General features: G+C 38.3%; 22 protein-coding genes and 1 other annotated feature. Of the genes, 21 read left to right on the top strand and 1 reads right to left on the bottom strand.

Annotated elements, in window-relative coordinates; genetic code table 11:
• The first annotated feature begins 1 nt into the window (after position 1).
• Both mtaB and deoC read left to right on the top strand, forming a co-directional pair.
• Positions 2-1,351: a tRNA (N(6)-L-threonylcarbamoyladenosine(37)-C(2))-methylthiotransferase MtaB gene (gene mtaB / locus NST02_RS09390; RefSeq protein ID WP_137743854.1), complete on the top strand. Its 1,350-nt coding sequence runs from the start codon at positions 2-4 to the stop codon at positions 1,349-1,351.
• A gap of 529 nt (positions 1,352-1,880) precedes the next feature.
• Positions 1,881-2,552, top strand: coding sequence for a deoxyribose-phosphate aldolase (deoC, locus tag NST02_RS09395; protein ID WP_095306870.1), 672 nt, complete (start codon positions 1,881-1,883; stop codon positions 2,550-2,552).
• A 166-nt stretch (positions 2,553-2,718) separates the two neighbouring features.
• On the opposite strand, the gene NST02_RS09400 is transcribed toward deoC, so the two are convergent.
• The gene (locus NST02_RS09400; protein ID WP_408014798.1) at positions 2,719-3,648 is read right to left on the bottom strand and encodes a Na/Pi symporter; all 930 of its coding nucleotides are present in this window, start codon (positions 3,646-3,648) and stop codon (positions 2,719-2,721) included.
• 242 nt (positions 3,649-3,890) lie between these two features.
• On the opposite strand from NST02_RS09400, the gene rpsU reads away from it, so the two are divergent.
• The 19 genes from rpsU to NST02_RS09495 all read left to right on the top strand — a co-directional run bounded on the left by rpsU (position 3,891) and on the right by NST02_RS09495 (position 21,282).
• On the top strand, positions 3,891-4,064 hold the full coding sequence (gene rpsU / locus NST02_RS09405; protein ID WP_019154564.1) for a 30S ribosomal protein S21: 174 nt from the start codon (positions 3,891-3,893) through the stop codon (positions 4,062-4,064).
• A 15-nt stretch (positions 4,065-4,079) separates the two neighbouring features.
• Entirely contained in the window at positions 4,080-4,523 is a 444-nt protein-coding gene (locus NST02_RS09410; protein ID WP_095306868.1) for a GatB/YqeY domain-containing protein, read from the top strand.
• A gap of 380 nt (positions 4,524-4,903) precedes the next feature.
• The gene (locus NST02_RS09415; RefSeq protein WP_170211300.1) at positions 4,904-6,262 is read left to right on the top strand and encodes an NfeD family protein; all 1,359 of its coding nucleotides are present in this window, start codon (positions 4,904-4,906) and stop codon (positions 6,260-6,262) included.
• An 18-nt stretch (positions 6,263-6,280) separates the two neighbouring features.
• Entirely contained in the window at positions 6,281-7,279 is a 999-nt protein-coding gene (gene floA, locus NST02_RS09420) for a flotillin-like protein FloA (protein WP_095306866.1), read from the top strand.
• Between the two features lie 55 nt (positions 7,280-7,334).
• Positions 7,335-7,811, top strand: coding sequence for a hypothetical protein (locus tag NST02_RS09425; protein ID WP_095306865.1), 477 nt, complete (start codon positions 7,335-7,337; stop codon positions 7,809-7,811).
• Positions 7,812-7,872: 61 nt separating this feature from the next.
• Positions 7,873-8,157, top strand: coding sequence for a sporulation protein YqfC (gene yqfC, locus NST02_RS09430; protein WP_095306864.1), 285 nt, complete (start codon positions 7,873-7,875; stop codon positions 8,155-8,157).
• Positions 8,158-8,235: 78 nt separating this feature from the next.
• Complete coding sequence (yqfD, locus tag NST02_RS09435; RefSeq protein ID WP_095306863.1) at positions 8,236-9,429, top strand: sporulation protein YqfD; 1,194 nt, start codon at positions 8,236-8,238, stop codon at positions 9,427-9,429.
• Entirely contained in the window at positions 9,426-10,379 is a 954-nt protein-coding gene (locus tag NST02_RS09440) for a PhoH family protein (protein ID WP_095306862.1), read from the top strand. The genes yqfD and NST02_RS09440 overlap by 4 nt, the downstream gene beginning before the upstream one ends.
• Before the next feature lie 273 nt (positions 10,380-10,652).
• A complete protein-coding gene (locus NST02_RS09445) occupies positions 10,653-12,842 on the top strand; it encodes an HD family phosphohydrolase (RefSeq protein WP_095306861.1) in 2,190 nt (729 codons plus the stop codon).
• On the top strand, positions 12,839-13,309 hold the full coding sequence (ybeY, locus tag NST02_RS09450; RefSeq protein ID WP_095306860.1) for an rRNA maturation RNase YbeY: 471 nt from the start codon (positions 12,839-12,841) through the stop codon (positions 13,307-13,309). The genes NST02_RS09445 and ybeY overlap by 4 nt, the downstream gene beginning before the upstream one ends.
• Entirely contained in the window at positions 13,287-13,673 is a 387-nt protein-coding gene (locus tag NST02_RS09455) for a diacylglycerol kinase family protein (protein ID WP_137743853.1), read from the top strand. The genes ybeY and NST02_RS09455 overlap by 23 nt, the downstream gene beginning before the upstream one ends.
• A gap of 312 nt (positions 13,674-13,985) precedes the next feature.
• Positions 13,986-14,327: a hypothetical protein gene (locus NST02_RS09460; protein ID WP_373315018.1), complete on the top strand. Its 342-nt coding sequence runs from the start codon at positions 13,986-13,988 to the stop codon at positions 14,325-14,327.
• A 301-nt stretch (positions 14,328-14,628) separates the two neighbouring features.
• Positions 14,629-15,027 (top strand): cytidine deaminase, encoded by a 399-nt coding sequence (locus NST02_RS09465; protein WP_095307115.1) that lies wholly within the window; start codon positions 14,629-14,631, stop codon positions 15,025-15,027.
• On the top strand, positions 15,020-15,940 hold the full coding sequence (gene era, locus NST02_RS09470; RefSeq protein WP_095306858.1) for a GTPase Era: 921 nt from the start codon (positions 15,020-15,022) through the stop codon (positions 15,938-15,940). Before NST02_RS09465 ends, era begins: the two co-directional genes overlap by 8 nt.
• Before the next feature lie 220 nt (positions 15,941-16,160).
• Positions 16,161-16,301 carry a YqzL family protein gene (locus NST02_RS09475; RefSeq protein ID WP_019154550.1) on the top strand — a complete coding sequence of 47 codons (141 nt, stop codon included), beginning with the start codon at positions 16,161-16,163 and terminating at the stop codon, positions 16,299-16,301.
• Positions 16,302-16,335: 34 nt separating this feature from the next.
• The gene (gene recO / locus NST02_RS09480; RefSeq protein ID WP_340948806.1) at positions 16,336-17,097 is read left to right on the top strand and encodes a DNA repair protein RecO; all 762 of its coding nucleotides are present in this window, start codon (positions 16,336-16,338) and stop codon (positions 17,095-17,097) included.
• 162 nt (positions 17,098-17,259) lie between these two features.
• Positions 17,260-17,433 (top strand) — a binding site (T-box leader).
• A 73-nt stretch (positions 17,434-17,506) separates the two neighbouring features.
• Entirely contained in the window at positions 17,507-18,397 is an 891-nt protein-coding gene (gene glyQ / locus NST02_RS09485; RefSeq protein ID WP_095306856.1) for a glycine--tRNA ligase subunit alpha, read from the top strand.
• Positions 18,390-20,459, top strand: coding sequence for a glycine--tRNA ligase subunit beta (gene glyS, locus NST02_RS09490; RefSeq protein ID WP_095306855.1), 2,070 nt, complete (start codon positions 18,390-18,392; stop codon positions 20,457-20,459). Before glyQ ends, glyS begins: the two co-directional genes overlap by 8 nt.
• 187 nt (positions 20,460-20,646) lie before the next feature.
• Entirely contained in the window at positions 20,647-21,282 is a 636-nt protein-coding gene (locus NST02_RS09495; protein WP_095306854.1) for a helix-turn-helix transcriptional regulator, read from the top strand.
• Positions 21,283-21,403 lie beyond the last annotated feature (121 nt).

The raw sequence follows: 21,403 nt of genomic DNA on the forward strand, positions 1-21,403 counted from the left end.
AATGGCATCAGTTGCCTTTCATACATTAGGTTGTAAAGTCAATCATTATGAAACAGAGGCCATTTGGCAATTATTTAAAGAGCAGGGCTATGACCGAACAGATTTTGAATCCCGAGCGGATGTTTATGTCATTAATACATGTACTGTTACAAATACTGGAGATAAGAAAAGCCGGCAAGTGATTAGACGTGCCATTAGAAAGAATCCTGATGCAGTTATTTGTGTAACAGGCTGTTATGCACAAACTTCACCAGCAGAAATCATGGCGATTCCTGGGGTAGATATTGTGGTCGGTACTCAGGATCGGGTGAAAATGCTTGAGTATATTGAGCAATATAAGGTGGAACGTCAGCCGATTAATGGCGTCGGAAATATCATGAAAAATCGCGTTTATGAAGAATTAGACGTGCCTGCTTTTACAGACCGTACTAGAGCCTCTTTGAAAATTCAAGAAGGCTGCAATAATTTCTGTACATTCTGCATCATTCCTTGGGCGCGTGGACTCATGAGATCACGTGATCCACAAGAAGTTATCCGTCAAGCACAGCAGTTGGTGAATGCTGGATATCAAGAAATTGTCTTAACCGGGATTCATACAGGTGGGTATGGAGAAGACATGAAGGATTACAATCTCGCATCCCTTTTAAGAGATTTAGAAGATCAGGTAAAAGGATTGAAGCGCCTTCGTATCTCTTCCATTGAAGCAAGTCAGATTACGGATGAAGTTATTGATGTCATCGATCAATCAAATGTCATTGTCAGACATTTACACATTCCAATCCAATCTGGTTCAAATACGGTGTTAAAAAGAATGCGTCGTAAGTATACAATGGAATTCTTTGCGGAAAGATTAGAGCGTTTAAAGGAAGTACTTCCCGGTCTCGCGGTCACCTCAGATGTGATTGTCGGTTTCCCGGGAGAAACAGAAGAAGAGTTTATGGAAACTTACAATTTTATCAAAAGACATCAATTCTCTGAGCTTCATGTGTTCCCATACTCTAAAAGAACAGGTACGCCAGCAGCAAGAATGGAGGATCAAGTAGATGAGGATGTGAAAAATGAAAGAGTTCATCGCCTCATCGCGCTTTCGGATCAATTAGCGAAAGAGTATGCTTCCCAATTTGAAAATGAAGTTCTTGAAGTGATACCTGAAGAAAAATTCAAGGATGATCCAAATGGTGAGATGTATGAAGGATATACAGATAACTATTTAAAAGTCGTTTTCAAAGGCACTGAAGACCTGATTGGAAAAATTGTTAAAGTAAAGATTGAAAAGGCTGGCTATCCATATAATGAAGGCCAATTTGTTCGCGTATTAAATGATTTGGATGTCCAAGAAACAGCAGTATAATCGTTAAAATAAAAAGATGTCCCAACTTCTACACCTTTGGACATCTTTTTATTTTCTGTCCATTTTTTGGTGCGTCTAACAGGAGCTTTTGCCTATCAAACTTCACGTCTCCTCCTTCAGCCAATTTAACTGGAGGTATTTTTTCACGATAGTTTGGTCGGCGATGGGCATGAAGGAAAGCTCATTTGTTTCGCAGCAACAAATAAATTTTAATTGTTCCCTGTTTTTCCGAAGCAATGTATAGGAAAATAGCTGCTGTATTCTTTCTAAAATTAAGTGCTAAAATCTGACGTTCTCAATTTGTATGATTTTTTCATAGAAATTTACCGTTGCAAGCTTTTGGAGTAATGATGACGAATATGGTGCTTTCTAAATGGCAAAAAAGCTAGGGAAACTTTAATGTCCATTTAAAAAGGTGATCGGTTATTTTTGTGAAAATGACAAAAAATAAGCTCGAAAAAGAAAAGCTTCAATGATATGATGAGAGAGGTACGTACAACTTAATGTTATTGGAAAGGGGCTTGAAAAAATGGAACATACCATTGCCAACTATATTGATCATACATTATTAAAAGCGGATGCGAAAGAAGAGCAAATTGAAAAACTTTGCTTGGAAGCAAAGGAATATGGATTTGCTTCTGTTTGTGTGAACCCTGCATGGGTCCGCTATGCAAGTGCAATTCTTGATGGTACCGATGTCAAGGTTTGTACAGTGATTGGCTTTCCGTTAGGGGCAGCTACTTCCGAAACAAAAGCATTTGAAACGAAGAATGCGATTGATAACGGGGCAACAGAAGTGGATATGGTAATTAATATCGGTGCTTTAAAGAGTGGTGATACTGATTTAGTAGAAGCGGATATTCGTGCGGTTGTAGAAGCGGCTAAAGGTAAGGCACTTACTAAAGTAATTATTGAAACATCTCTACTTGCTGAAGAAGAAAAAGTAACTGCTTGTGAATTATCTGTCAAAGCTGGTGCAGATTTTGTGAAAACATCAACCGGGTTTTCCACGGGAGGAGCAACGATTGAAGATATTCGCCTTATGAGAAAAGTTGTTGGACCGAATATTGGCGTAAAAGCATCTGGAGGAGTAAGAAGTGCCGATGACGCAAAAAATATGATTGACGCTGGGGCGACAAGAATTGGTGCAAGCTCTGGCATTGCAATTGTACAAGGATTAGCTTCAAACTCCGATTATTAACAGAGTCGAATTATGCTAGGTTCTAACAATATTTTGAGAAATTGATTATTTCTTCATTTCATGTGAACTCTTGGTCTCATGGAATAAGAGAGAAAATGAGCCAATAATGAACAAGGACATACAGCAAAGCCTTAAAAAAAGATTGAGCGGATTCACTCAATCTTTTTTATTTCTGATAAAATTTCAACATTATGTCGGCTATTTTGTTAGCAAAAGGTAGAGCGATAATGGATGAAATGCAGTTAAAGATCAAACTAATATGAGCTAATTGGACATCTGGCTGTGTTGCAAGTATTTGAGCGAGTTTTGATAAGTAAGGAATAAATGGATAGAACAATATCACTCCAAGAAGATTCAACCATATATGGGCATAGGCACAGAGCTTTGATTCATTACCTCCGCCAATGCTGGCAAGAAGGGCAGTAATGCAGGTACCAATATTGGCTCCTAGCATTATGGCAATTCCAGCATCAATTCCGATTACAGCGCTGCTTAAAAATCCCATTGCAATCCCAGTTGTTGCCGTGCTTGATTGAATAATCATGGTTATGATCATTCCTGCAACGATGCTCGCAAAGTGATTTTGATTAAGCATTGAAGTATACTCGTTTATCCATGGCAATGCGGCAATTGGTGTAGCAATAAGTTCAAATCCATTCATAGCTGAAAAAATGAGGGCCAATCCAAGTAAAACGAATCCAATGCTTTTAAGGATCGTTTTTTTCACTAATGCGAGAATCGCTCCTGCTATCGCAATCGGAACTATGGCGGAATTGATGTTGAAAGTAATGAATTCAGTTGTAAAAGTCGTGCCTATATTCGTTCCTAAAATAATGCCGATTGACTGCTTAAAGGTGAGCATTTTTGCTCCAATAAGGCCAATTGTCATTACCATAACGGCTGAACTTGATTGCAGGATCCCAGTAACAACAGTTCCAACAAGCATTCCCCTAAAGGGGGTATTGGTAAGTTTAATTAACCATTGTTTTGAAGAGGAGGCAGATGCATTAAACAAGCCTGTTCTTAAAACAGTCATCCCAATGAGAAACAAGATAATAAAAAAGATAAATACCAAAATATTAAACAAGCTTATCACCCTTTCCATAAACTCTATGGCGTGAAGAAGACAAGCATGCCTATATTTCTTGTAATGAGGAATTTATAATGATACTAATTACAACAAAATACGACAATTAGCTTTTTCAACAAAGGTTAAAATAGGAGTCGTGTGGTAATAGGAGCGAATACTGTTGACCTTGCCCCGTCATTATATTATAATTGCAAAGTACATGGTTTCATGTAGTGTAAGTGTGTTGTGTTCGGAGGGAGGGAAAGAGAATGTCTAAAACTGTTGTTCGTAAAAACGAATCACTTGAAGATGCTCTTCGTCGTTTTAAACGTACTGTATCTAAATCGGGTACTATACAAGAAGCTAGAAAGCGTGAATTCTACGAAAAACCTAGCGTAAAGCGTAAGAAAAAGTCTGAAGCTGCAAGAAAACGTAAGTGGTAAGAGAGGGTGTAAGTAATGAGTCTTCTCGAGCGTTTGAATCAGGATATGAAGCAGGCGATGAAAAACAAAGAAAAAGACAAACTCTCCGTTATTCGGATGGTCAAGGCTTCTTTGCAAAATGAAGCGATTAAGCTTGGTCACGAGTTATCCGAGGATGAAGAGTTAACAGTCCTTTCTCGTGAAGTAAAACAACGCAAGGATTCCCTCCATGAATTTGACAAAGCAGGCCGCGAGGACCTAGTTGAAAAAATTCGTACTGAGTTGCAGTATGTGGAAGAATATATGCCTAAGCAGCTATCTGAAGAGGAAATTTCTAAAATTGTCCAAGAGACAGTTGCAGAAGTAGGTGCTACTTCAAAAGCTGAAATGGGAAAAGTGATGGCTGCGATTATGCCGAAGGTAAAAGGCAAAGCAGATGGATCACTTGTTAATAAACTTGTACAACAACACCTTTCATAAGCGTATTAAAGACCGTAGGGCCCGTGCTCTATGGTCTTTTTACGCTCTTCGCTTGAATTTAGCATAGTACGAACGATTTAAATGAATGTTTGACCGCCGCAAATTCTCGTTGACTTATCCGCGCAAATTGTTTGCCACTTCATATAAGTTTTTACAGTCCAAAAGTGCAGTCTTGGCCCGATCAATAGACAATAGCTCCTATTTGCTTTTGCATTTGTTCCATACCTGAGATATATTGTTACTTAGTTTAAGAGATATTTCGTTAAATGGGCGCAATTGATTAAACTATTTGACCTAATTGTGGTAGAGTATAAAGAGAAAAGTAACGAATTTTTGAAACCTTTTCATGCTTTCATCCGTATTGATTACTATCGTTATATATGAGAGGGGGGAAGATTGTGCAAAGCCATTTGAGGCTCAGAAGGGTAGTTACGCTCCTTTCTTTTCTAGCAGCCCTCATCATCCTATCACTGCCATTTCACGGGAAAGCTGACAATGATGTAGTTTACGTTGTACCGATCGAAAATTCTGTTGAGAAAGGCTTGTCATCTTTCTTAAAGCGGGGAGTAGAAACTGCGGAGAAGGAAAATGCGAAAGCGATTATTTTTGAAATAAATACACCTGGTGGTGCGGTTGATGCAGCAGGGGAAATTGGGAAATTATTTACGTCAACATCTCTTAAAACGGTCTCATTTATTAATAAAGATGCCTTGTCTGCAGGGGCCTTTATTTCATTAAACACAGATGAGATATATATGGTACCTGGAGCAACGATGGGGGCTGCAGCAATTATTGATTCAGAAGGGAATGCAGCCGATCAAAAAGCCCAATCCTATTGGCTGAGTGCGATGAAAGGAGCAGCTGAACAAAACGGTCGCGATCCGATTTACGCGCTAGCAATGGCAGACACGGATGTCGATTTACCTGAGCTTGGCTCTCCGAAAGGAAAGCTTTTAACACTTACGTCTGACCAGGCATTTGAGGTCGGATATTCAGAAGGTACTGTCGCCTCAATTGATGAAGTTTTAGTGAAGATTGGATACCCAAACGCAGAAATTCGTACTATTGAAGAAAGTTTCGCTGAGAAATTGGCAAGATTTATTACGAATCCTGTCGTCATCCCTATTTTACTTTCTGTAGGGAGTCTAGGGCTTATATTAGAACTGTATTCACCTGGTTTTGGTATCCCAGGTTTTATGGGGATTTCTGCCCTCTTACTGTTCTTTTACGGTCATTTAGTGGCAGGTCTAGCAGGTTATGAGACGCTGATTTTATTCGTTCTTGGGATAGGACTTATCATCCTGGAGTTTTTCCTTCCGGGTGGGGTAGCAGGAATAATTGGGTTTATTTCCATATTGGCGAGTTTATTCCTGGCCACTGATAATGTGGTTTACATGGGAATCTCTTTACTAATCGCCATTGGTGTATCAATTTTAGCTTCTATCTTAATGATAAAGGTGTTTGGTAAAAAGATGAAAATATTTAAGAAGCTTGTTTTAACAGATTCAACAAATACGGAGAGCGGTTATGTATCAAATGAAACGAGAACAGAGCTTGTCGGTCTTGTTGGTCAAACGCTAACTGCATTGCGACCATCTGGGACCGTAGTAGTTGAAGATGAACGCCTTGATGTAGTTAGTGAAGGGGCATTCATTGAAAAAAATAAAAATGTTAAAATTGTCAAAGTAGAAGGAGCAAGAATTGTTGTTCGAGAAATACCAAATTTAAATAAAGAATAGCTTTAAGGAGGAAACAATATGCCTATTGATGCACCAACGATTTTTTTATTAGTGGCAGTAGTAATCGGTATTATCCTGATTGCCGTGCTACTAACATTTGTACCAGTAATGCTGTGGATTTCAGCACTTGCAGCAGGTGTAAAGGTCAGTATCTTTACTCTTATTGGTATGAGATTAAGAAGAGTAATTCCAAGCCGGGTAATTAATCCGCTAATTAAAGCTCATAAAGCGGGGATCGATGTGACAACGAACCAGCTGGAGAGTCATTATTTAGCTGGAGGAAATGTTGATAGAGTTGTAAATGCATTAATTGCAGCACAAAGAGCGAATATTGAGCTTTCTTTTGAACGCTGTGCTGCGATTGACTTGGCTGGACGTGACGTTTTAGAGGCTGTCCAAATGAGTGTAAATCCGAAAGTAATTGAAACTCCTTTTATTGCCGGTGTGGCGATGGATGGGATTGAAGTGAAAGCAAAGGCGAGAATCACCGTTCGTGCGAATATTGAGCGTCTTGTCGGTGGTGCGGGTGAAGAAACTGTTATAGCCCGTGTTGGTGAGGGAATTGTCTCAACAATTGGTTCCTCAGACGACCATAAGAAGGTTTTAGAAAATCCAGATATGATTTCTCAAACTGTATTATCAAAAGGTTTAGATTCTGGAACAGCCTTTGAAATTCTTTCGATTGATATTGCGGATGTTGATATCGGTAAAAATATCGGAGCTGAGTTACAAACAGAGCAAGCTGAAGCGGATAAGAAAATTGCTCAAGCAAAGGCAGAAGAACGTCGTGCAATGGCGGTAGCCCAGGAGCAAGAAATGAAGGCGCGTGTCGAAGAAATGAGAGCAAAAGTGGTCGAAGCCGAAGCAACTGTACCACTTGCGATGGCAGAAGCGCTTAAATCTGGAAACATCGGTGTAATGGACTACATGAACATCCAAAATATTTCAGCAGATACGGATATGAGAGATTCGATCGGTAAAATAACGGATGACGAAAAAGGGAAAAAGAACGACTAGATGAAGTGCCAGAAAGATAAAACGGCTCCTAATTAAAGAAGGGAGGTAGCCTCTCTTGCAATTCTTATTAGAAAACCCTTTTATACTCATTATCCTTTTAGGGATCATTTCGTCGATGTTTAAGACAAACAAAGAACAGCCAACGAATAAGAGACCTACAAGGCAAGCTTCAACGACAAGTACTGAAAACCCTCCTCCTTCGAATCCGATGGCAGAGGTATTTAGAGAGCTTGTAGAAGAGGCTCCAGCCAAGCCGATTTATAATGAATATGTGGATACAAAAAAAGAGGCAGAGGCAAAAATTGCCGCTTTGAAAAAACAGCAGGAGCAGTATGCTGAAAAAGTAAGTAGAATGAATACACAAAGTCGTATAAATGGACAATCACATCCATTGATGGATAGTGTTTCCAAAAGCAGCCGTACTTTCAAAGTTGAAGGAGAAAAACTGGCAGATGCTATTATTTGGTCTGAAATACTTGGTCCTCCAAGAGCGAAAAAGCCTCATCGCTCCATGAACTTTCGCTCGCGATAAAAAGAAGTGCTAGAACCCCCTTTCATCTCATAAATATGAGATGAAAGGGGGTTCTTTTTTTATGGCAAAAAAGTGGGGACATCGCATAAAAAGCTGGATGACAACGCAAATGGAGCTTCCTCAAGATGTCATGATGGACCTACCCCGAATAACGATGATCGGTCAAATTCATATATACATTGAGAACCACCGGGGATTAATAGCATTTTCTGACAAGGAAGTTAGACTGCTTTTAAAGCATGGGCAATTATTAGTAAAGGGAAAGGCATTTGTTATAAAAACGATTCTTCCGGAAGAGATCCTTCTGGAAGGAAAAATTGATCAAGTTGTCTTTTTGAAGGAATAAATGGTTGAGAAAAATGGGGAAAGGAAATCTCTCTAGGTGATTTCCTTTCTGTTAAAAAGAAGTGCGGGAGGCAAAGATATGAGAAATCATTGGATCTATTTTTATTGGGGAATTGTTACTGTAAAAGCAACGGGAACCGGTTTAGAAAGGTTCATTAATCGTCTTACAAGGAATGGAGTTTTAATTTGGGACGTTAAAAAGCATGGATTAGAGACAATGACCTTTAAAATGTCATTGAAAGATATGAAAGAGCTGAAGCAGGCAGTAAGGAATTCAGGATGTAAGGTGAAATTTTTAAAGAGGACAGGCCTTCCGTTTTTAATTCGACGTCTCTTTAAGAACAGTGGTTTTTTTGTCGGTGCAGTTCTTTTTTTAACGGTACTTTTCCTTTTATCGAATATGATCTGGGGCATCGAAATAAATGGGGCTGATCCGGCTACAGAGCATAAAATTAGGAAGGAATTGGATGCCATTGGACTAAAAAAAGGGCAATTACAGTTCTTCGTTGAGGAACCGGAAGGTATTCAGCGAGCTATAATGAATGCGGTTGAAGAGGTTACATGGGTTGGTGTCGAGTTGCAGGGGACAACCTATCATTTTCAAGTGGTCGAAAAAAATGTTCCGGAGGAGCCTGAAAAACTCGGGCCACAAAATTTAGTAGCAGCAAAAAAAGCGGTAATTGTGGATATGTTTATTGAAGAAGGACAGCCAAAAGTCGATATCCATGATCACGTGAAACCTGGACAGCTTTTAGTATCAGGACAAATTGGGAAGGAAGGACAAACAAAGTCTGTTTCAGCCAAGGGGAAAGTATATGGTGAAATTTGGTACAAATCTGAAGTGATTTTACCTTTAAAAAGCAGCTTTCAAGTGTTTAATGGCAATGAACTAAGGAAGCATTATCTAAAAATTGCGGATTTCTCCATTCCGATTTGGGGTTTTAAAGACCATGGCTATAAGACATTTGAAAAAGAAAAGAAAGAGAAAAAATTTAAATTTTTAAAATGGGAATTGCCAATAACTTATATTGAGGATACGTTTCGAGAGAGTGAACATATAACAAGACTATACAAAGAGAACGAGGCAATTGAAGCAGCGAAAGAAATGGCAAGAACAGATATAAAAAATGGCTTACCTGAAGATGCTACTATTAAGGGAGAAAAAGTTTTGCGCCAAACAATCCAGAATGGTAAAGTATATTTATCAATGCATTTCCAAGTGATCGAGAATATTGCAAAATCATATCCCATCATTCAAGGAGAGTCGGAATGACAGAAGAATTAACAACTATTAAAGTACAATTAGAAGACCCAAATGAAGCGGTTTCTTTACTCGGTAATTCGGACGCGAATATTAAAATTTTGGAAGCTGAGTTAAACGTATCAATTATTACTAGAGGCGAAACGGTTCATGTCTCTGGGAATGAAAATAATGTAGAGCTCTTCTCTCACATCATTGAACAGCTGCTCTATGTCATTCGCAAGGGAATCAACATTTCCGGTCGCGATGTCATGTACGCTATTCAAATGGCAAAAAAGGGAACGCTTAATTATTTTAAGGATATTTATGAAGAAGAAATTACAAAAAATGCAAAGGGTAAATCAATCCGTGTTAAAACCCTTGGGCAGCAGCAGTATATTGCAGCGATGAAAAAGCATGATCTTGTTTTTGGGATTGGACCTGCGGGAACAGGGAAAACATATTTAGCGGTTGTGATGGCGATTCATGCTTTAAAAAATGGCAGTGTGAAGCGAATTATTCTTACCCGTCCTGCTGTTGAGGCGGGTGAAAGCCTTGGTTTTTTACCAGGCGATTTGAAAGAAAAGGTAGATCCTTATTTAAGACCGTTATATGATGCCTTACATGATATTTTAGGGACTGAACATACAGGAAGAATGATTGACAGAGGAACGATAGAAATTGCTCCCTTGGCCTATATGCGGGGGAGAACACTTGATGATGCGTATGTCATATTGGATGAAGCTCAAAATACGACAAATGCACAAATGAAAATGTTTTTAACTCGCCTTGGATTTGGATCAAAGATGGTTATTACAGGTGATAAAACACAAATCGATCTCCCGAAAGGAGTTCAATCAGGGCTCGTAGAAGCAGAAAAAAGATTGCAGGATGTAAAAGGAGTTGGGATGGTTCATCTTGAGCAATCTGATGTTGTAAGGCATCCGTTAGTTGCTAAAATTATCCAAGCATATGAAACTTAAAATCGCTGACTACTAAGCCGTTTGGACCTTCCAAACGGCTTTTTTCATCGTGAAAACTAGAAAATATAGGTGAAACTTGGAAGGAAACCTGTTATCATTTTCATAAGTGAGTGGCTATTCCATACATTTGGAACTATTTTATGACAATAATCATGTTTATTTTTGCTCATAACAACCATATACATATAAATAAGGCGATATTTGTTTAAGCATCAAAAACGAGTGAGTATTTGTTGCTGACATTACTTTGACGATGTAGGAGGAAGTTTTAAAATGGAGAAATTTCAGCGACAATTGGCCAAAATTCGCAATTTATTAGATATTTCATTCTTTAGAGTAGCACTGTTCCTAATTTTGGGCTTTGTTTTATACCTCGTCATGTATAGTAATGTTAAGCCTGAAAAGCTGAATTTAACCCTTTTTTCTGTTGCAACTGAAGCAATTCGGTCGCCGGTGACGGTCTCGGATCGAGAAAGCACAGAAAGGAAGCGTGAAGCTGCAGAAGAGCAAGTAGCGGATGTCTATGTGCTAAAAAAAGAAATTAACGAAAACCGAGTCGATCTCATTACCTCGATTTTTGATTCTTCGATCGCTGTAAAAAAGGAGTTAGAGGCGCCAAATAATACGGAAACAGAAGAGGGCGCTGCAAATAAAAGTACTGACGATGCAGGAGATCCAACACAACCGGTAACGACAAGCGAAAAGATTGGCATGCTAAAGGAGCATTTGACGGAAGACGTTGCCAATGATGTATCCGACGCAACTTTTACAGCCCTCATTTCGGCATCGACAGCAGACCTCTCCATTGCCAAGGATTTAACGATAACAGCAATTAATAATATTATGAAAAATAAAATTCCCGCCGATGAAATTGAGAATGCTAAAAAAAGGGTGGAAGATGAATTAAGATATACGAACTTAGAAAGTAATTTAAAAAATGCTGTTATTGAACTTGGGCGTTATGCCATCATGCAAAATGAATTTTATGATGTCGAAGCAACACAGGAGCTAAGACAACAGGCAAGAGAAAGTGTGGAGCCTGTGAAAATTTTGCAGGGGCAAATTATTGTTGAAGAAAATCAGCTCATCAATCCGGAGATTTATCGTCAGTTAGAACTTGTTGGCTTGTTGGATAGTGAAAAGTCATTTCTTCCATTTATCGGCCTTGGCTTGTTTATTATTATTTTGTTGGCAGCTTTATATTATTATTTTTACGAACTAAAGCTTAAGCGAGAAACGAGGCAAAATTATCTTTTGCTTTTTAGCATTATTTTTATTTTCTCCATTGTATTATTAAAGGGAATAAGCCTTATTCAGCTTGAATACTCGGAAATAGGTTATGTATTTCCTGTTGCGATGGGTGCAATGCTATTAAAGATATTAATTGATGAGCGCCTTGCCATTTTATGGACAGTATCAATTTCTCTTTGTGCGACGATCATTTTCAATGAAGGAGTGACGTCGGCGCTAAATTTTCATGTGGGGATTTACTTGCTTTGCAGTGGAATTGCAGGCATCCTATTTTTAAGTAAGCAAAATCAAAGATCGAAAATTTTGCAAGCGGGCTTGTTTATTTCCTCAATTAATTTAATGGTTATATTTGCATTAGTGTTTATGCAAAATGCTCACTATAATGCACTTGAGTACACATTTTATTTTGTAGCTGCATTTATTTCGGGGATTGCATCCGCAGTATTAACGATTGGGCTTTTACCATTTTTTGAAGCGGGCTTCGGAATTTTATCGACAATGCGATTAATTGAACTGTCAAATCCTAATCATCCATTATTAAGGAAAATATTGACGGAGGCACCTGGTACTTATCATCATAGTGTGATGGTGGCGAATTTATCGGAATCAGCTTGTGAAGCAATAGGGGCAAATGGACTTTTAGCACGTGTAGGCTGTTATTATCATGATATTGGCAAGACAAATAGACCGCAATTCTTTATAGAAAATCAAATGAATATCGAAAATCCTCATGATCGTTTGCCTCCGCAGACGAGCAAGAATATAATTATTGCGCATGCAACTGATGGTGCGGAGATTTTACGTAAGTATAAGCTTCCAAAGGAAATTGTTGACATCGCAGAACAGCACCATGGTACGACTTTATTGAAATTCTTTTACCATAAAGCAAAAGAGAACGGATTGGAGGTTGAAGAAAAGGATTATCGTTATCCCGGTCCAAAGGCCCAAACGAAGGAAACGGCTATCATAGGCATTGCTGATAGCGTCGAAGCGGCTGTCCGTTCCATGGCAAGTCCGAATCCTGAACAAATTGAAGGTTTAGTGCGTAATATTATTGCTGATCGCTTGCAGGATGGACAATTAAATGAATGTGATCTAACTTTAAAGGAATTAGAAATAGTAGCCAATACGTTATGTGAAACATTGAAAGGGATTTTCCATTCTCGCATCGAGTATCCAGAAATGACAAAACAGAAGGTGAAACAAGCATGAGTTTGAATATTGATTTTTTAGATGAAACGAATGAAGTAGGGGAGAAGCTGACCGAACAGCTTGAAGATTTATTACAATTCGCAGCGAGCAAAGAAATGGTGGAATCGGGGAGTGAGCTTTCGGTTACATTTGTGACAAATGAAAGAATTCAAGAAATAAATCGTGAGTACCGCGGTAAAGATTATCCTACAGATGTGATTTCCTTTGCCTTAGAAGAGATCGGAGAAGGAGAAATTCAAGTAAGTGGAAACGAACTTCCTCGAGTGTTGGGAGATATCATTATTTCGATTAAAAAAGCACACGAGCAGGCAGGCGAATATGGCCATAGCTTTGAGCGGGAAATTGGCTTTCTTGCAGTGCATGGCCTCCTTCATTTATTAGGATATGATCACGAGAATGAAGAGGACGAGAAAAAAATGTTTGCTCGACAAAGGGTCATTTTAGATGAATACGGATTACAGAGGTAAGCGCCCCTTCAAAGCGAAAGGTGTCCTCCAATCTTTTTACTATGCCTTTGAGGGAATAAAGCATACCATAATGACAGAAAGAAATATGAGAATTCATGTGTTGATTTCTATTCTTGTTATCGGAACAGGATTTATTCTAAAGATCACAGCTTTAGAATGGTTATTCATATTAATCGCTGTGGGCGGAGTTATTTCGTTAGAGCTAATCAACACAGCGTTAGAAAGGTTAGTTGATCTGGCGACGAACGACTACCATCCATTGGCCAAACAAGCGAAGGACGTTGCTGCTGGAGCAGTCATGGTCTATGCTTTACTGTCAATTATCATCGGATTGATTATATTTTTACCAAAACTAATTGGATGAGAGCGTTGAAAACCTGTAGACAAAGCAAGTATTGTCTATGGGTTTTTTTATAGAGTATCAAGTTCTGGCACGGTACGTCCTCCATTGATCGTAAACAGTTATCGGGCCAAGAATATCGAGGGAGGCTCTTTTGATTACTTAGCAGAAAAAAAGTTCTTGAGGAACCGAGCAAAGTTAGTTTCATAAAGGAATCATAAGCACAAACTTTTACAAGATCCGATATTTGTCAAATATATTGGCATTTATAAGCAGACGAACGATTGTGAAAGAATTTAACTAACAATCAAATTTTCACCAAGTAGTTATGTTAAGATGGAGTCAATTAAAATAAAGGAGGGAGCTAAGGTGGGATTCGTTTTGGAAATCGGGAATATTTTACTCCCTCTAATAATTGTGGGTGGGATTGCAATATTTGTAGTGGTCAGAATGAAGCACAAATATAAAAAAGGTACTTTGAGTAAGAAGAAATCAAAAAATGCTCAAAATTTATTAGACAGTTTAATTCCACTTGGTATGATGTTTGGTTCTGCTCTTGGTGCAATTATTAGCATGTATTCTCCGCTCTCTTTATTATTCACCATCAATATTGGTGCTGGAATAGGTTTATTATTTGGATATTTTGCTTATGAAATTTTTGGAAAGAAGATTGTTTAGGTGAAGATCAGCTAGCGAACAGCTTTGAAGATGATCGACAAATGACCTATAGAGAAAAATCAGCATTTAAATTGCTCATTTATCCACTTTTATCATGAGAACTTTCAAAATTGGCTTTTCTTTTTTGCATCTGACTTCAGAAACCGCTAAAATAACATCACATATATTTTACCCGTAAGGTTGATTTTTTAGAAAATTCAAATTCTTTTATTACAATTTTGCAACAACTAATGAAATCTCGGCAAGAATACGGTAAAATATAGGAAGTAGTAGTCTTCGTTATGAAAGGAAGTAGTAATTGGTGAATCAAGCAGAATTAATCGAACAAGCAAAGATCGCAATGGATAAAGCGTATGTACCATACTCTAAATTTAAAGTCGGAGCTGCCCTCCTTACAGCCGATGGAAAGGTCTATCATGGCTGTAATATTGAAAATGCAGCATATAGCATGACGAACTGTGCAGAAAGAACAGCATTGTTTAAAGCTGTTTCTGAAGGGGTTAGGAATTTTACTGTTCTTGCTGTAGTAGCAGATACGGACCGACCTGTCCCTCCATGCGGTGCATGTCGCCAAGTAATTGCGGAATTGTGCCCAAAAGATATGAAAGTAGTTTTAACGAACTTAAAAGGGGATATTAAAGAACTAACGATAGAAGAATTATTGCCTGGAGCATTTACACCGGAGGATTTGCATGACTAACGTAGAAGAAACTAGACAACATAAGTCAGGATTTATTTCTATTATTGGACGTCCCAATGTAGGAAAATCAACATTTTTAAATCGAGTGATTGGACAAAAAATTGCCATTATGAGTGATAAGCCGCAAACAACTAGAAATAAGGTTCAAGGTGTGCTCACAACGAATGATGCCCAGCTCATTTTTATTGATACGCCAGGAATTCATAAACCAAAGCATAAGCTTGGTGATTTTATGATGAAGGTCGCTCAAAACACTCTCAAAGAAGTTGATATCGTTTTGTTTATGGTCAATGCTGAAGAGGGTTATGGCCGAGGAGAAGAATTTATCCTTGAGAAATTTAAGAGTGTGAAGACACCTATTTTCCTAGTGATTAATAAAATTGACAAAATACATCCTGATCAATTATTAACGTTAATTGAATCCTATAAAGAGAGGCACCCATTTGCAGAAGTGATCCCAATTTCTGCTCTAGAAGGTAATAATGTTGAAACATTACTTGAGCAAATTAAAAAGTATTTGCCTGAAGGTCCACAGTTTTACCCAGCAGATCAAGTAACCGATCACCCTGAAAGATTTATTGTTTCAGAATTGATTAGAGAGAAAGCGCTCCATTTGACACGGGAGGAAATTCCTCATTCTCTAGCCGTGGTCATTGAGAAGATGGAACGTCGGGAAGACAGTGATGTCGTTCATGTGATGGCTACAGTCATTGTTGAAAGAGATTCGCAAAAAGGGATTATTATTGGTAAGCAAGGTAGCATGCTTAAAGAAATTGGAAAAAGAGCGCGAATTGACATAGAGAACCTTTTAGGGACGAAGGTTTTTCTGGAATTGTGGGTGAAGGTACAAAAAGATTGGCGCAATAAAATGACTCAGCTTCGTGATTTCGGTTTTCGAGAGGATGAATACTAACATTCTTCTTTTTTCTAAATTATTATGGAAGCCATTAGAATATGCCTGTTTCGAGACATTTACTTGTCTAAAAAAACTGGCAGGTGAGCGGGAGCTTTCCCTATGTATTGGTCGTTTTAACAATATTTATGTAACATGAAATTTAGATGTCAGGGCTATGATAAGGTTAAGGATTTGGGATAGTAATTGCTAGTCGAAAAATTGAAAGGTGGGGTTTTTGATGTTGGATTTTACCTGGAGAATCTTTTCAGAGACAGGTAATATTGACACGTATCTTCTCTACAAGGAATTGGAGAAAGAAAATCAAGAAATACCCGAAAATCAGAGCAACGAGCTAGCAGAGAAGTTTCCATATCTCTAGTTTTGTCCTGCTATAGGATGGATGGTGATGGTCGATGCTGCAAAAATGCGAGGGCATCGTCATTCGAACAAGTCATTATGGTGAAGCGAATAAGGTTGTCACTTTATATACCCGAGAATGGGGAAAGGTTGGTGTGATGGCTGGAGGGGCGAAAAAGCCAAACAGCCGCTTAGCGGCCGTCACCCAACCTTTTACATATGGATATTTCTTAATTAAGAAAGGTTCAGGTTTAGGAAATCTTCAACAAGGGGATATTCTTTCCTCAATGAGAGGGATTAAGGAAGATATTTTTCTTACCGCCTATGCAAGCTATATAATTGATTTAACAGACAAAGCTACAGATGAGAAAAAAACGAATCCTTTTCTGTTTGAGCTTCTTTATCAAACTCTAAACTATATGAACGAAGGCATCGATCCAGAGATATTAATGAATATTTATGAGATGAAAATCCTTAATATGCTTGGATTGTATCCAGTGCTTAATCAGTGCTCCATTTGTGGGAATACCGAAGGTGAGTTCTCCTTTTCGATTCGAGAAGGAGGCTTTATTTGTCACCAGTGTCTTGAGAAAGACCCGTATCATTATAAGATTTCAAAAGCAACCGTACAGCTTTTGCGGTTATTTTATTTCATTGATATTTCAAGATTGGGAACTATCTCCGTTAAAGAGGAAACAAAGAAAGAATTAAAAATGATTATATCTGCCTATTATGATGAGTACTCAGGCCTGAATTTAAAAACAAAACGATTTTTAAAACAAATGGATCAAATTAAAGGATTGGATGAGAAAAACTAGCTATAGTCATTTTCATATTGCTTTTTCATCATTTAACTTATGAAAAATTGTAAGAGTTTCTTTGCCTCTCGTTGGATTACGGGGTTTGTTTTTAATGAGCAGCGATTATACGTGATGAATAATTGACAATTTTTTTGTTTTTCGATATTATAATTGAAATTACAATACGCGAAGAAGGAAAAGAGTACTTAACATTTCTCTATGAAAGCGATCCTAGGATGGTGTAAGCTAGGAGATAGGGCGTTAAGGAAGGGCGTTCCGGAGCGTTCGTTAGAAAGTGGCTGTCATCAGTGGCAGCAAATAGGGTGGAACCGCGGGTAAACTCTCGTCCCTATGCTTACTAAAAGCATATGGAACGGGAGTTTTTTTGTTTCTATATGCTAGAAAATGAGAAGGAAGGGAAGAAACGATGAATATTCAAAACATGATTTTAACACTGCAAAAGCACTGGTCTAATCAAGGCTGCATTCTCATGCAAGCCTATGATGTCGAAAAAGGAGCCGGTACGATGAGTCCATATACTTTCCTGCGTGCAATCGGCCCAGAACCTTGGAATGTTGCTTATGTCGAACCATCTCGTCGACCGGCAGATGGACGTTACGGAGAAAATCCAAATCGTCTTTATCAGCACCATCAATTTCAGGTAATTATGAAACCTTCTCCAGATAATATTCAAGAGCTTTACTTAGATTCTTTAAAGGCATTGGGAATTAATCCGTTAGAGCATGATATTCGTTTTGTTGAGGACAATTGGGAAAATCCATCACTTGGTTGTGCTGGTCTAGGCTGGGAGGTATGGCTTGATGGTATGGAAATTACTCAGTTTACGTACTTTCAACAAGTTGGTGGATTAGAATGTAAGCCTGTTTCCGTTGAGATTACTTATGGAATTGAGCGCTTAGCTTCCTACATTCAAGAAAAGGAAAATGTTTTTGATCTAGAATGGACAGAAGGTTTTACGGTGAGAGATATTTTCCTTCAGCCTGAGTTCGAGCATTCTAAGTATACATTTGAAACATCGGACACAGAAATGCTCTTTCATTTATTCAATATTTATGAGAAGGAAGCACATCGTCAGATGGATGAAGGTCTTGTTCATCCAGCTTATGATTATGTGTTAAAATGCTCCCATACTTTTAACCTGTTAGATGCTAAAGGGGCTATCTCGGTTACTGAACGAACTGGATATATTGGCCGCTGTCGCAATTTAGCAAGGAAAATCGCGAAAACATTTTATGAGGAAAGGGAGAAGCTTGGCTTTCCGATTTTACAGGCAAAGGAGGACATGAGCCATGAGTAAGGATTTATTAATTGAGATCGGTTTAGAGGAAATGCCTGCACGTTTTGTCACAAGTTCGATTGAGCAATTTACTGCTAGAATTCAAAAATGGTTTATCGAACAAAAAATTGAGATTGGAGAAATCTACTCATACTCGACGCCGCGTCGCTTGGCAGTCATCGTGAAGGAAGTTTCCGAGTCGCAGCAGGATATTCAGGAAGAAGCGAAAGGACCTGCTAAAAAAATTGCTATGGATGAAAATGGTAATTGGTCTAAAGCTGCTGTTGGCTTTTCCCGTGGACAAGGAATGAGTGTTGATGATATTTACTTTAAGGAAATCGGCGGCGTTGAATATGCTCATGTTGAAAAATTTATTAAAGGGGGAGAAACCCGTTCGCTTTTACCTGAATTAAAGCAAATTATTACCGGCTTAACTTTTCCGAAAAATATGCGCTGGGCAAATGAGGATATGAAATATATTCGCCCGATCAAATGGTTAGTTGCTATGTATGGCAGCGAGATTATTTCGTTTACAATCGCAAATGTAGCAACAAGCAATTGGACAATGGGACATCGTTTTCTCGGGGAAAGGGTAGAAGTTCCTGCACCGGAGGAGTATGTTACTACTCTTTTAGGACAGTATGTAATTGCGGATAGTGGGGAAAGAAAAGCAGCTATCGTATCACAATTGAAAAAAATAGAAGAAGAAAATAATTGGGTTATTCCAATTGATGAGGATTTGCTGGAAGAGGTAAATAATTTAGTCGAGTATCCAACCGCTCTTTTCGGAAAGTTTGCAGAAGAATATCTTGAACTACCGGAAGAGGTCTTAATAACATCAATGAAGGAACACCAACGTTACTTCCCAGTAAAGTCAGCAGACGGAAAGCTTCTTCCCTTTTTTGTAACAGTTCGAAACGGTGATCACCAGCACCTCGAAACCGTCGCAAAAGGGAATGAGAAAGTGCTAAGAGCAAGGTTAGCCGATGCGGCATTTTTCTATAAGGAAGACCAGAAACTTGAGATTAACAAGGCTTTAGAAAAGTTTAAAACGATTGTTTATCATGAAGAAATTGGCACTTTAGCTGAAAAGGTAGAACGTGTTAAACGATTAGCTAATAAGTTAACACTTGAATTGAATTTTTCAAATGAGGAAAAAAATATTACGAATCGTGCTGCAGAAATAAGTAAATTTGATCTCGTTACGAATATGGTGTACGAATTCCCTGAGCTTCAAGGGATTATGGGTGAGAAATACGCTATTCAAAAGGGCGAGGCGGAAGAAGTCGCGAAAGCGATTAATGAGCATTACATGCCTAGAAATGCGGAGGATGATACAGCGGGATCGAACCCAGGAGCGGCATTGGCAATTGTTGAAAAATTAGATACAGTTGCATCTACATTTGCAATCGGATTGATTCCAAGCGGTTCTCAAGATCCGTATGCATTAAGAAGGCAAGCGACTGGAATCGTGCAAACACTGATCAATAAAAACTGGCATGTCGAACTTGAGAAACTTATTTTGCTTGCAATTGACTCGATTGAAGAAGCTCAATTTTCAAAGATGACGAGAGCTGATTTAGAGAATGAACTGATTGCTTTCTTTAAACTTAGGTTAAAGTACGTTCTACAGGAACGGGGCATTCGCTATGACGTTATTGATGCTATTATTTCGCAAAAAATAGGAAGTGTAGCAGTGCTGGTGCGTAAAGCAGAAACACTGAATGCTCATAAAGAGGATGCTGATTTTAAAGAAACGATTGAAGCTCTGAGCAGGGTGATAAATATTGCTGCAAAGGCGGAAACGCTGGTGAATGTTGATTCAGCATTATTTGAAAATGAGCAGGAAAGCGAGCTGAATACAGCGTTGATTGCAGTAGAGAATGCTCTAGAAACTGAAGTAACGGAAGAAGAGTATTTTCAATTACTTGTATCATTAAAGGCGTCGATCAACAACTATTTTGAGCATACAATGGTTATGGTTGAGAATGAACAGTTAAGAACAAATAGACTGAGTTTATTAGCGAGAGTAGCAAATGTGATTAAAGGTTTTGCTGATGTTACTGAAATAATCGTGAAATAGAAAACGGTATAAGTCGGAGAATTCATCCAATTGTCTTTTTATTTGTAAGAGCCTGCTCTACATGAGCGGGCTCTTGCTGATAGTTTCGGAATATTGGCATAGTCCATTAAGTAAAAACTTTCAGTACAACTTTAAGTAGTATATAATAATAGTCATAAAGTATAGCATTATTCACTAGGTTGATTAGGTGGTGAGTACAATAGAGCTGAACAAACGACAAGAGCAAATTTTAGAAATCGTGAAGGAAAATGGTCCTATAACTGGAGAGCAGATTGCTGAGCGGTTAAGCTTAACTCGTGCTACGCTGCGACCAGATTTGGCCATTTTAACGATGGCAGGTTATTTAGATGCTAGACCGAGGGTCGGCTATTTTTATACAGGGAAATCAGGGGTGCAGCTTTTAACTGAGAGTCTCAAAAAACTGTATGTAAAGGACTATCAATCTATTCCGGTCGTTGTCAATGAAAATATCTCTGTATATGATGCGATCGTAACGATGTTTCTCGAAGATGTGGGAACACTATTTGTGGTAGATCAGAAAAATCTTTTAGTTGGAGTGCTGTCTAGGAAAGATTTACTTCGCGCAAGTATTGGCAAGCAGGAATTAACGACTCTCCCGGTTAATATTATAATGACAAGGATGCCCAATATTACGATGTGTGTAAAAGAAGATTTGTTAATTGATGTAGCAAGTAAATTAATTGATAAACAAATTGATGCTTTACCTGTCGTTAAAGAAACAGATAAAGGATTTGAAGTGATTGGCAGAGTTACGAAAACGAATTTAACAAAAGCGCTGGTTGCCCTTGCCAATAATGAATAAATGGTTATTTGTACATATACTGCTATTGCTTATCGAAACAGGGGCCTTAAAAAATGGATGCAAAAACTTGATCTGTGAAAATTGACTTGAAAATGAGTGTAAAGCATCTTTTGTTTTGTAG

The organism is Robertmurraya sp. FSL W8-0741, assembly GCF_038004005.1.
Lineage (GTDB): Bacteria > Bacillota > Bacilli > Bacillales > Cytobacillaceae > Robertmurraya > Robertmurraya siralis.